This window comes from Lysinibacillus sp. S1 (assembly GCF_044986265.1).
GTDB classification, from domain to species: Bacteria; Bacillota; Bacilli; order Bacillales_A; family Planococcaceae; genus Lysinibacillus; species Lysinibacillus capsici.
Window position 1 is genome coordinate 3,383,629 of record NZ_CP173154.1, and the last position, 12,282, is coordinate 3,395,910.

Genomic DNA, 12,282 nt, shown 5'->3' on the forward strand with positions numbered 1-12,282 from the left:
AGATTTGATCAAAATCGAAAGACAAAATGATCATCAGTTGATTTCCCGATATTATGGCAAAAGCCGTGCAGGTGTTCACGGAACGTTTCCTAAGGAATTTGAAATTGATGGAGAGAAAAAGATTGTGAGTTTTATTTATTATACAAAAACAATGACTGATTCACCTTCGAGAAACCTGATTGATGATGAAAAGAGGCTTGGACAAGAAGATACCTTCGTTCTACCTGAAAGTGGAAATAACGATGCGGTATATTATGTGGAATTTGATTCAGAAGAGATGGTTCCTGGAGGAAAGGATTCTTGGGATTCAGTTTTAGAACGTGCAGTATTAATTTGGGAGAAATAATCTGATGGAAATCATATTTAGTTATTCCATTATCGGGTGCTTTTCCGTAATAAGGAAAATTATCATTCTTTATGAATAGGACCATATTGTTGAAGAAGACTTTTTAATGAAGAAGAAGAAAATTTCCTCGAGCAGATAATTGACAATAGTTGAAAGGCTATCTTGAATACAGAGACGAAGGTTAAAATGAAACAAACCCGGGATTGGATTCCCGGGTTTGTTTTTACTTATTGGCAACTATGACCAATTTACCTGTATCCAGTTCCTTCTCGAATTGAGCAGCTTCCGATTCACTTAAGCCGACAGAAGCTAACTTGTTGCGGAGTTCATCTCCACGGGAATTCACCAGGTTCTTCATAGAAGTCAGGAACCCTTGCTCGCTAATACCAGCTTCTTCAGTCCCGAGTGCTTCGTTAATATCATCTTCACGTTCTTCATAGTGCGCAAAGATGTAAATGTTATCTCGAAGATATCCTTGCGCTTCTAATTTCTCCACTTCTTGTTTCGCCTGTACTACGTTTTCTACTGTCAATTTGACTGTCATTATTGATCCCTCCTATATATGTTCACATTCAATCTATTCCACTATATTGAATGAATAAAACATCTTTTTAGTTTTTAATTATGTTAGAGTGGCATTAACAACTAATTGAATACTAATGAACAACTCAAAAACATTGGAAGTTGTTATTCTAAATCTTTATTCCAAAGCTACGTCCAATTCTTTATAGAGTCGGGCTTTTTTGTTTGCATCAATAGAGGATTTAGAGAAACATCAGAGAATTGTATATAAGTACCATTATATGTAATGAAGAGCTTATAGGAGTTGTATGAAGATGATTGTGACAACTAGACCGTTAAAAATTAAATACAATAAATCAGCAAATACTTTTCAGGAGTTTATGCAAATTAATCACAACAAACATTCTCTTACGAAGGAAGTTGTTTTTCTACGATATATCGGTATACCTGATTCTGTAGATTTTTATAAAGATGAGATTCTAAAAATGGAGGAGTATTTCTCCAAGCAAAGCATTTTTTATTTACGACTGCATAAGCTTGAGGTCATTCGTAATAAGGAAGATGTAGATAGATTGTCGGAAGCTGGAGAATGTGGCAGACTGCTGCTGAAAACCCGCAATTACTGTATAAGCTATCTTTGTGCAGTAAATTAGTGAGTGATCAACTTGAATGGACAAAAAAGCTAAGCTTTAAACAGATGATTCAAATATTTAAAGAAAATCAGCCTTATACTAATGAAACGTTGTTAAAAAATTTTGCAGTTAAATTTTTGTATTGGATGGATTATTATTTACCACAAATTTTTTCGGAGGAAAATCCAACTTCCCCCAAAATTGTTTTTATAGGTGACATTACGCAGCATGAATTACTATTTTTATATTTCTTATCGTCACTGGGGTGCGATATTTGTTACATGAATCCCAAAGGAGATATTGCCAATTTGTACCCTATAATAGAAGCGTCATCTACCTTACATATGTGTCGACATTTCTATGAAAAAGAAATAACATTGCCTATTAAAAGTACTTCAAGACAATTGAACATTCCTGCTCAAAAAACGAATGCGACGGAGGAGTGGAGCTATGAGCAATTAGCCTCCTTAGCCACATCTGTTGTGATGATTAAGACCTTCGGGGAGGATGACAAGGTTTTATGCTATGGCTCTGGTGTCATTCTCCACCAAGATGGATATATTTTAACAAATCTGCATGTTGTGGGTGGTGGAAAATATTATTCTGTGCTCTATGAAAATGATACCAACGAGTATATTACCCATCAATTTGTGAAATATCATGATATGCATGATTTGGCTATTTTGAAGGTAGACAGAATAGGCCATCCTTTACCTGTAAAAATGGATGGACAATTAGTTCGAGGGCAAAAAATTGTGGCGATTGGCAGTCCGTTAGGATTGTTTAACTCAGTTTCTGATGGGATTGTTTCGGGTTTTCGTGATATTCGGCAAATGTCTATGATTCAATTTACAGCCGCTATATCAAATGGCAGTTCAGGTGGTGCTTTATTGGATATGCATGGGCGATTGGTTGGTCTGATTACAGCAGGCTTCGATGATGGTCAAAACCTTAATTTGGCTGTACCTGCCAATCTAATTTATCAGTTTGCTCAAAACTTTATAGAAATACCGTGTTGAATTTCCACTATTCGACCATTGCTTTTTCTTCAGTAATCTTATAGAATGTAGAACGGTATAAATGAACGATATATAAATCCTTTAATACGGTCCAGAGAGGCTGAAAAGGGCTATGTGATATTTTTAAGCTAATATCTTTGCTTTGTCATGCCCTTTTGTCCTCTGTGACGGAAGGGCTTTTATTATTGTTCCGTACTCCTCTTTTAAAGGAAGTCCCGTGAGGCTTCAAAAGAGAATGGACAAGACAGCTATAATCCATTCACTAAAAGAGATCGACAACTAGAAAATGGAGGCTAAAAAGAATGGATTATCGTAAAAAAACCGTGGTTGCTTCAGTGGCGGGGCTAACGCTAGAAGGAATGGACATTATGTTTATTTCCTTTGCTATGACAATGATTATTGCAGAATTTAATATTGATCTTGCAACAGGTGGATTGATTTCATCCATCACGAATATTGGGATGCTACTGGGTGGTATTATTTTCGGAGTATTAGCAGATAAATATGGTCGAGTAAAAGTGTTTACGTATACGATTATTTTGTTTGCCATCGGAACGGCCTTAACAGGAGTAGCAACAAGTATTGAACAAGTTTATGTTTATAGATTTATCGCTGGTTTAGGTGCTGGCGGAGAATATGGTATTGGGATGGCGCTTGTGGCGGAGGCTTGGCCAAAGAATAAACAAGGCAGAGCATCCTCTTATGTCAGTGTAGGTGCACAATATGGAGTAATTTTAGCCGCTTTATTAAGTGCTATTATTTTACCAACTTTAGGGTGGCGTGCATTATTCTTTGTAGGATTACTACCAGTTATTTTCGCCTTTATCGTACGTAAAAATATTGATGAATCACCAGAATGGTTAGCAGCGCAGAAACAACAAAATAATAAGCAAGAGAACGGGAAATTAGCACAATTATTTGCTTCACCTCGTATCACCATGACAACACTCTCCCTAATTCTAATGGCTACTGTTCAAATCGCAGGCTATAATGGTCTAATGATTTGGCTACCTTCGATGTTACAGAAATCACAAGGTTTATCGGTTTCAAGCTCAGCATTGTGGACAATTAGTACCGCAGTTGGCATGATCATTGGAATGCTGACGTTTGGCAGATTTATGGATCGTTTTGGTGCAAAGCGAACATTCGGGATATTTTTAGTAGCCTCTGCATGTGCTGTATTCTTTTACTCGTTTGCAACAGGTGCAGTAGCGATATTAGTAGGCGGTGCGGTTGTAGGATTCTTCTCTAATGGAATGTTTGCAGGGTATGGTGCATTAATTAGTAGCTTTTATCCAGTACAAATTCGCAGTACAGCAACAAACACCATTTTTAACTTTGGACGAGCTATAGGTGGGTTTTCACCAATCTTTGTAGGCTTTATTTTACAAAGCTACGATATGACTGTCGTGATGATTTACTTAGCAGCACTGTATTGTATTTCCTTTATCGTTATGCTAACGCTTAAGAGCTCAGGGAAGGAATTGCAAACAGCATAATTTTATAGAGCACGAAAGAACGAATTCCAATTATGTAAATGGGATTCGTTCTTTTCTTATTAGTATTTAATTATAATAAACCTTTTGAACGTTTTTCAGCGATTTCAACAAGGCGTTTTGTAATCTCTCCTCCAACGGAACCATTTGCGCGAGAAGATGCTTCTGGCCCAAGCTGAACGCCAAACTCTTGTGCAATTTCATATTTCATTTGATTGACAGCCTCATGTACTCCAGGTACTAGAAGTTTATTTGAACTGCGGTTATTGTTAGCCATTGTTCTCACCTCYTTGWMCTTAGAATGGTTGCGATTAAATTTTTMATACATTTAAAAAGTAGGAAATGCACACGCTATTTGCTAACAACAACAACTTGTGGAAAGCTAGCAATAATCAGCAAACTCTCTGTTATAATTAAGCCTGGCTCTTTACTATATAAGGTTAATTAAAGGAGGAAATATAATGACAAATAATGATATCTTAATTCGTTTACGCTATGCGTTCGATATAAAAAATGTAGATATGGTAGAAATTTTTAAACTTGGTGGCATGGATTATTCAAAGGAAGAAGTATTAAATATGCTGATTAAGATTAATGATGAGGAAGAAGCGCCAGAGGAATACATCAAATGTAATAATAAAATGTTAGAGGCATTTTTAAATGGATTAATTACTTTTAAACGTGGGCCTCAGAAACCAAGAGAAGGACAGGCTGTTGGACCTTTACCTGTGTCAGGTAAAGAAAGCCCAAATAATATGCTGCTAAAGAAAGTAAAAATTGCTTTAGCTTTAACAACGGAGGAGATGCTTGAGATTTTATATGACGGCGGCATTAAAGTTACAAAAGGTGAATTAGGTGCTATTTTAAGAAATCCAAGTCATCGTAATTATAAAGAGTGTGGCGATTCATTCGTACGAAATTTTTTAAGGGGCCTAACATATAAATATAGAGCATAATGCACAATGGATATCAATCATAAAGTGCCATTTTTTTCTTTAAAACTCGTTGACAATTTGTGATGAAATTGTGTACAATAAAATTATCACAAAATGTTCACAAAAAAGATGAAAAATGTTCACAGACAAAGGGGTGCTTGTATGATTTATTTTGACATCTTATTAGTAGCTATTGCATGTATTACAATGCCTTTTATTGTTGCAGTTATGTTAGATATTTTTTATGCGGAACGAAAAAAAGTACGCTTTTCATTACGACGTACTTCCGTATGGTATATCGCTATGTTTGCATTATCCTTTATACCATCCGTATTACTTGTCACACAAAACGTATAATTTATTCAAACACTTAGGGGTAAGTGAATTGAAAGTGGACAGCTACAACGCTAATTGAGGTTGTAGCTGTTTTTATTTTGTTCAATAGATGAATCATAATTAAGTAATTTATATAATTATTAATGAAGGAACAGCTAGTATATAATATGTATGTTTTAAGTAGAGAGCATTGACTACTTTTACCTACTGTGTTAATTTTGGTAGGGAAATATAGGCAAATTTACTGAAAAGTAAAGACGCAAAGCTACAGGTCTAAGGCAATAAATGCTATGGCGGCTGGGTTGCAAAAGAGTGCTAGTTGTATCATTCTCATTCTAGTTTTTGTTCTTTTATGCCTATTTCTTTTGAAATAGGCATTTTTTTGCAAGTAAAGTTCAAAGGAGGAAAAGGGGAAATGAAGTTGTTAAAAAACACATCATTAAAAAATAAGCTTTTACTAACAGTCTCTATCGTTGTATTACTGCTTATCGCTATTATTACGACGCAAAGTATTAGTGAATTGAATAATCGGATGAATGTGGATTTGAAGCAAGAATTAAAAAGTGTTGGTTTATTAACAGCTATGAACTTAGACAGTGATGAAGTAAAAGATTTGCTGTCCGAAAAAGGGGAAACAAACGCAAAGTTTACAAAGATCCAAAAGCAACTTGATATGATTCAGGACCAGCAAGGTATTATGAGCTGGAGTTATATTTGGGATGTCAAGGATGAGGGTGGCGTCAATCCAATTGGCTATACCTCTAATCTAAATGAAGTATATGAAGCCGGTGAAATTTTTACTGATTTAGCGGATGAACATGTAGAAACAGCAAAATTAGCTATTGAAAATAATAGTACAGAGGTAACTGATATATTCGAGGATCCTTTTGGTTCTTGGAGAACGGTTTTTAGTCCTATTAAAGATGATAATGGCCAACTGATTGCCCTATTAGGGATTGATTACTCCGCTGATTATATCAATACGATTATTAAAACAAGTGTGATTAAGCAAATTGTCATTGCCATTATCGGCATTTTAATTTTATTAGTTTTAGTTTACATAATTATAGATCGACTATTAAAGCCACTGAAAAAAGTAGTGAACGTTGCCAATCAAGTGGCAAATGGTGAATTAATAGATGTGGATTTAGAGACATCGAAGGATGAAATTGGTAAATTATCTGAATCCATTCGTACAATGGTGGCTAATTTGCAACATATTATTTTAAACATACGCAATACATCCAATCACGTTTCTTCAGCAGCCAATCAATTAACGGTACATGCTGGTGAAACTTATAACAGCTCAACAAATATTGCACTAGACATGAATCAAATTACACAAAATGCTGAGGCCTCGATGACCATGACAGAGGAAACAGCTGCTGCTATGGAAGAAACTGCAACAGGTATTCAGCAAATTGCTGATTCTGCAAATGTAGCTGCGGAATCCTCTATTTCAGCATCACAGGCTTCTGAACGAGGCAATGAAGTTGTACAACAAGTTATTGCTCAAATGGAGTTAATTAATGATTCTGTTGAACAAATAGGGACAACCATTAATGGACTACATGTTAATACTAAAAAAATAAGTGAAATTGTTAGCTTAATTACTGCTATAGCTGATCAAACAAATCTATTAGCTTTAAATGCTGCGATCGAAGCGGCACGAGCAGGTGAACACGGTAAAGGCTTTGCCGTTGTTGCGGATGAAGTGAGACGCTTAGCTGAACAATCCTCTCAATCAGCAACAGAAATTTACAATTTAATTAGTTCTATTCAGTCTGATTCAAACGCTTCTATCACGGTTATGGAGAAAGGTAAAGAGGATGTTAAGGTAGGGATGGCATTTACCAATGAAGTAGGCGAAATCTTTAAAGAAATTCTTACTTCCTCAGAAGAAGTAGCTAGCCAAATACGTGAAATTTCAGCAGCCTCACAACAAATTTCTGCATCCTCAGAAGAAGTGGCGGCATCTGTTAATAATATTAAACAATCTGCAGAGCAGTCAGCAGAGTTCTCTTCAAATGTCTCGAATTCTACACAAGAGCAATTATCTACCATGCAGGAAGTAAAGGATGCCTCTTCATCACTGGGCAAAACAGCAGAAGAGCTGCAAGGTCTAGTGGCAAAATTCAAATTGGAGAATGATCATAATGGACATTAATTTTACAGGAAAAAATGTTTTAATTACAGGCTCTAGTAAAGGAATCGGTAAAGCAATTGCTTTAGGCTTTGCGCAACATGGAGCCAATATTTTAATTAATTATATTGGGGATGAGCAAGAGGCAGAAGCTGTACGTGCAGAAGCAGAAAAGTTGGGTGTGAAAGCTTTAATATTCCACGCAGATGTTTCTAACTCTCAAGAAGTACAAGCGATGCATCAATTTATGGACGAGCATCTCGGGAATCTTGATATTCTTGTAAATAACGCTGGATTTGCACAGGGTTCCAGCATTACAGATTTAACGGATGAGCAGTGGGATCGTATGATTAAAGTTCATTTATATGGCTGTTTCTATAATTGCCGTGAAGCAGCAAAAAGAATGAAGGAACGTAATACAGGAAAAATCATCAATATTTCATCTGATATTGGTAGCTTGGGTTGTGAAGAATTCACGCATTATTCAGCTGCAAAGGGTGCTATTAATGCTTTTACAAAGGCTTTAGCAAGAGAATTAGCACCTTCTATACTTGTCAATGCAGTTGCTCCTAGTGGAACATTTACGGACATTCTACAAGAGTTTGGCGATAACTATGTGGAGGAAGAATCCGCAAAATATCCATTAAAACGTTTAGCACAACCAGAAGAAGTTGCGAAAAGTGTATTATTTTTAGCCTCTAATCATGCTGACTTCTATACAGGTCAAATTTTAACGCCAAATGGTGGGGTCGTAATGAACGGTTAATGGAAAACGAAGGAGTAAATAATGTTAAATATTATTATCTTTTGCTTATACTTATTATTTATCTATTATATTGGCTATAAAGGCTATAAGCGTGTCAACACAGCCGAGGATTTAATTGTTGCTGGCTGGAGCATGCCTTTATCCGTTGTCACGGGTAGTTTAGTCGCTGCATTATTAGCAGCTCCCTTCTTTTTTGCAGCGGTAGGCTCTGGCTATACAAGTGGTGGCTTTGAAGGTTCGGCAACAATGGGTGGTTTAGGGACTTGTATGATTCTTGGAGCACTCATTTGGACAAAGCCATTGCGACGTTTAAAGGGCTGGACATTAGCAGATTACTACGGTTTACGCTATGGCAGTAAAAAGCTAGGAGCCTATACAGGGGTTGTTATGGCAATTGCTTTTGGAGTTTTTAATGCAGCGGCGTTAACAGTTGGTGGAACGTATATTATTCAGCAATTATTGCAAATTGATTTTATACCTGCGGCGCTTCTATTTGTATCGCTAACGGCTATTTATTCAGTTATTGGTGGTTTATGGGCAGTAGCCTATACTGAAATCGTACAAGGTGCACTTGCAGTGGCAGGTATTTTGGGTATTACCATTTTTATTTTGTTTTACTATCCAGACGTTACATTTAATCCCGAGTGGTGGAATATCAGTACATTATTTGAGAAGGCAGGAGCAGAATTCTGGACTTTGTATCTTGTACTAGCACTTGGAGATATCCCTGCAGTTGACCTTGGGCAGAGGGTAGCTGCTGCAAAAAGTCCACGGGTGGCACAACGAAGCATGATTATTGCTGGTATTATTGTCATTGCAATTAGCTGGATTCCAGGGATGCTAGGGGAAGCCTTTAAGTCTATTTATCCTGAAAGCACAAACCCAGAAACATTGATGCTTACCTTTGCACAAGGTTATTTTCCTCCTTTATTAGCAGCTATTTTCTTAACAGCCATGGCAGCCATGGGGATGTCTACAGTAGCTGCATGTTATGTAGCGACTTCAGGGATTGTGACAAAGAATATTTATTTAGATTTTATTAATCACAATCCTGATCCTAAGAAGCTATTAAGATTTTCGAGATCTATTATTCTAGCTAGTGCTTTATTAGGTTTAGTGCTAGCTGTAAGCTTCCAAAAAGTAATTGATTTAGCTTATTTAGCTTGGGATATTATATTCGTAACAATATTCTGGCCAATCGTTTTAGGACCATTTTGGAAACGTGTCAGTACACCAGCAGTTTGGGCAAGTATTTCCGTTGGCTTAGTTTATTACATTGTGACATCACTAACATTCGTACCTAGTCTGACAATCCAATCAGAAGGCTTCATAGGTCTATTAAATGAATTATGGCAGGCTCCTGTATTTTCAGGTGTTGTTATAACTGGTATCACAATTGTCGTGGTGAGCATACTCGTTCCGCCATCTGAGCATGTTCTTGAGATGCATAAAATAGAAAAAGATAAAACATTAGACGACGTAAGTAGTAAAGAAGCGCTAATTGGCCGTTAAAAGCAAAAGCACGGATTCATTGTAAAGTTCAATGAATTCGTGTTTTTTATTAGAATGAAACGATAGAATCAAGAATACTATTGCTAGTACATCATCTGAATTTTTCTAGTGATTATCTTGATAAAGGCGGGAATTGGATGAAAAATATTTTCTTCATTTTATTAGGGATTGTCTATCTTTATCTAGCAAATGCCATTGAATTAGTCATTATTAAGCAACTATTTTTTTTAATCGGGCTGGCTTTAGTCGGTCTAGGGAGTATCCGTTATTTAAAAGAGCGTTATATTGCCATACAAACTTTGACAGCCATGACGGAAGCTAGTGAGGAGGAGATAATGGCTATTCCTCATACACAATGTACAGTTTCCAATGATGCTTTAAATGCTTTACTGTTAAATGAACAGACAAACATGCTTATTTTTGCCCGAAGAGAAGCTTTAGACGAAGAACTAAAAATTATAGAGGTTCCATTTAACAGAATATATGAGGTTGCCATCATGGAAGATGAAGTATTTACGGTTAGAACAAAGAATCATCTAATGAGTGGTTCCTTACTTGCTGAAGCAGATGAAATAGAAGAAGAGGAGGTAGAAGAAGATACAATTTCACAGCTATCGCTAAAGTTAGTAGTAGATCATTTATCAGAGCCTATTCAAGAATATATGTTCATGGATAATAGTGAAGATCCCATATCAAAAGAGGAGGATGACTATAAAGAAGCCATAGAGCTTTGTGAGAAATGGTTTCAAAAGATAAGTGTTATTATTAAACGTCATGAACTGGAACGAGTGCCAATAAGTCATTGGCAATAAGAGAGAAGGCTATCTCAAAATAGAAAAATTTGAGATAGCCTTTGTTGTTTAGATGATTAAATTTTAAATTGCTGTAGCTGCGTATTTAACTCTTCGGCCATTCCAGCAAGCTGATTTGCACTTCTAGCGATTTCATCCATTGTAGCGGCGGTTTCCTCCACAGTTGCTGTTGTTTGCTCAACGCCAGCAGCGGATTCCTGTGAAATGGAGGCCATATCATCAATAGAAGCATTAATGGTTTCCGAATTTTGAGCAAGCTGATTTAAATTCGTTGAAATCGTTGAAATATTAACAATCATATCCCCAACAGCATCAGAAATTTTTTCAAATGTTTCATTTGTTTCATCGAGCTGTGCTGTTCCTCTTTTTACTTCCTCATAGCCAGTCTGAAGGGCAGATGTTACATTGCCAGTCTCACCTTGAATACGCTGGACAATTGTTGCAATATCCGTGACAGAGAACTGTACTTGCTCAGCAAGCTTTCGGACTTCATCTGCCACAACAGCAAAGCCCTTGCCATGCTCACCTGCTCGTGCTGCTTCGATGGCTGCATTTAATGCAAGTAAATTTGTTTGGTTTGAAATATCATCGATAACTGACACAAGCTTGGATATTTCAGCAGACTGTTCATTTAAATTTTCTACCTTTTTCACAGAGTCTAATACAATTTCATTGATTGTAGCCATTTGTTTGGTAGATTGCACCATTAAACTTTTCCCTGAAACCGTTAATTTTTGAACATGACTAGAATGTTCGCTTAATTCAATGCCCTCTTGTGTAGTTTCATGAATGCTACGCTTAAATGCTGTCATTGTTTCTGCCAAATCACCTGTGGTAGATGCTTGTGTTTCTGTACCAGATGCCAGCTCTTGCATCGTTACTGTAATTTGCTCAGTACCTGCTTGTACCTCATTCGATGATTGAGCAAGTTCTTCACTACTAGCTGCTACTGTTTCAGAAACCGAGTAGATAGACTGGATCGTTTGTTTTAATTTTTCGTTCATGTCATTGGCTGCTACCATTAATGTTCCAATTTCATCTCGGGCTTTTACAGGCAGAGGCTCTAGTTGCAAATTTCCATCTGCTAATTCTTTCATCCGGTCGGCTACTACTGTAACAGGTTTAGAGATGGTACTGGCTGTGATAATGGCAATTAGAATACCAGCTATAGTTAGAATCAAGCTAAAGACGATACCAATTGTTCGATTCTCAGAGCTAGTTGATACAACATCATTACCGACATCTGTAATGGCTTTAGCTCGTTCATCTGCCAGTTTTTCGTAACCATATCGCACTTTCGTTACGAGTTCATGTGTATCCATTAAATTTTCTAAAGCTAATTCTTTATTGCCCTTTTGGTAGATATCAAATACCTCTGTATTGACAAGGGTACTCCAATCACGAGCGATTACTACAAGTTGATCGCGTTCATCTGATTTTTCATATTTGTCTAGAATAGCATTATTTTCCTCAGCCATTTTGCGATACTCATCAAATGATTCTTTGTATTTTTCGTCGCCTGTCAACACATAATTTAACGCTGCAGATAGACGGACACTCATAGAGAGTGCTAAATTTTTACTTGCATTTAAAACAACTAAATCTTCTTTTACTAAATCTTTTGCCTGTTTTTCCATATTTGTATTGGAATTGTAAGTGTAGGTTGTAAAGCTAACTACTAAAACTAACAAAAGAATAAATGCACTTAAAATTCGTGTTTTAAGTGTTTTAAACTTGATAATGCCTTTCATTTTCCCATCCCT

Annotated in this window: 13 protein-coding genes and 1 riboswitch; of the genes, 10 read left to right on the plus strand and 3 right to left on the minus strand. The window is 36.5% G+C overall.

The annotated features are described in order from the left end of the window. The first annotated feature begins 4 nt into the window (after nt 1-4). Nucleotides 5-346, plus strand: a complete 342-nt coding sequence (locus ACHZEU_RS16790; protein WP_404803577.1) for a hypothetical protein — start codon at nt 5-7, stop codon at nt 344-346. Nucleotides 347-569: 223 nt separating this feature from the next. On the opposite strand, the gene ACHZEU_RS16795 is transcribed toward ACHZEU_RS16790, so the two are convergent. After that, nucleotides 570-890 carry a general stress protein gene (locus ACHZEU_RS16795; RefSeq protein WP_069481407.1) on the minus strand — a complete coding sequence of 107 codons (321 nt, stop codon included), beginning with the start codon at nt 888-890 and terminating at the stop codon, nt 570-572. 292 nt (nt 891-1,182) lie between these two features. On the opposite strand from ACHZEU_RS16795, the gene ACHZEU_RS16800 reads away from it, so the two are divergent. The 3 genes from ACHZEU_RS16800 to ACHZEU_RS16810 all read left to right on the plus strand — a co-directional run bounded on the left by ACHZEU_RS16800 (nt 1,183) and on the right by ACHZEU_RS16810 (nt 4,018). Beyond that, entirely contained in the window at nt 1,183-1,521 is a 339-nt protein-coding gene (locus ACHZEU_RS16800) for a hypothetical protein (RefSeq protein WP_404803578.1), read from the plus strand. After that, nucleotides 1,458-2,519, plus strand: a complete 1,062-nt coding sequence (locus ACHZEU_RS16805; RefSeq protein WP_404803579.1) for a trypsin-like peptidase domain-containing protein — start codon at nt 1,458-1,460, stop codon at nt 2,517-2,519. The genes ACHZEU_RS16800 and ACHZEU_RS16805 overlap by 64 nt, the downstream gene beginning before the upstream one ends. Nucleotides 2,520-2,821: 302 nt before the next feature. Then, nucleotides 2,822-4,018, plus strand: a complete 1,197-nt coding sequence (locus ACHZEU_RS16810) for an MFS transporter (RefSeq protein WP_004225665.1) — start codon at nt 2,822-2,824, stop codon at nt 4,016-4,018. Between the two features lie 70 nt (nt 4,019-4,088). Here ACHZEU_RS16810 and ACHZEU_RS16815 read toward each other — a convergent pair whose 3' ends face one another. Next, nucleotides 4,089-4,292, minus strand: coding sequence for an alpha/beta-type small acid-soluble spore protein (locus tag ACHZEU_RS16815; RefSeq protein ID WP_004225662.1), 204 nt, complete (start codon nt 4,290-4,292; stop codon nt 4,089-4,091). Nucleotides 4,293-4,476: 184 nt separating this feature from the next. Here ACHZEU_RS16815 and ACHZEU_RS16820 point away from each other — a divergent pair, with 184 nt between their 5' ends. The 6 genes from ACHZEU_RS16820 (at nt 4,477) to ACHZEU_RS16845 (ending at nt 10,519) form a co-directional block, all read left to right on the plus strand. Further along, a complete protein-coding gene (locus ACHZEU_RS16820) occupies nt 4,477-4,971 on the plus strand; it encodes a DUF1456 family protein (protein WP_048394854.1) in 495 nt (164 codons plus the stop codon). Nucleotides 4,972-5,112: 141 nt separating this feature from the next. Next, the gene (locus tag ACHZEU_RS16825) at nt 5,113-5,307 is read left to right on the plus strand and encodes a hypothetical protein (RefSeq protein ID WP_004225659.1); all 195 of its coding nucleotides are present in this window, start codon (nt 5,113-5,115) and stop codon (nt 5,305-5,307) included. Nucleotides 5,308-5,510: 203 nt separating this feature from the next. Beyond that, nucleotides 5,511-5,596: riboswitch (cyclic di-GMP riboswitch) on the plus strand. Between the two features lie 105 nt (nt 5,597-5,701). Beyond that, nucleotides 5,702-7,453, plus strand: a complete 1,752-nt coding sequence (locus ACHZEU_RS16830) for a methyl-accepting chemotaxis protein (RefSeq protein WP_112116695.1) — start codon at nt 5,702-5,704, stop codon at nt 7,451-7,453. Further along, nucleotides 7,443-8,195 carry an SDR family NAD(P)-dependent oxidoreductase gene (locus ACHZEU_RS16835; RefSeq protein ID WP_048394852.1) on the plus strand — a complete coding sequence of 251 codons (753 nt, stop codon included), beginning with the start codon at nt 7,443-7,445 and terminating at the stop codon, nt 8,193-8,195. Before ACHZEU_RS16830 ends, ACHZEU_RS16835 begins: the two co-directional genes overlap by 11 nt. 21 nt (nt 8,196-8,216) lie before the next feature. Next, complete coding sequence (locus ACHZEU_RS16840) at nt 8,217-9,707, plus strand: sodium:solute symporter (protein ID WP_404803580.1); 1,491 nt, start codon at nt 8,217-8,219, stop codon at nt 9,705-9,707. Nucleotides 9,708-9,844: 137 nt separating this feature from the next. Continuing rightward, nucleotides 9,845-10,519 carry a hypothetical protein gene (locus tag ACHZEU_RS16845; RefSeq protein ID WP_054548995.1) on the plus strand — a complete coding sequence of 225 codons (675 nt, stop codon included), beginning with the start codon at nt 9,845-9,847 and terminating at the stop codon, nt 10,517-10,519. A gap of 56 nt (nt 10,520-10,575) precedes the next feature. Here the strand turns inward: ACHZEU_RS16845 and ACHZEU_RS16850 are convergent, their stop codons facing one another. Further along, nucleotides 10,576-12,270, minus strand: coding sequence for a HAMP domain-containing methyl-accepting chemotaxis protein (locus ACHZEU_RS16850; RefSeq protein WP_279496243.1), 1,695 nt, complete (start codon nt 12,268-12,270; stop codon nt 10,576-10,578). Nucleotides 12,271-12,282: the final 12 nt, after the last annotated feature.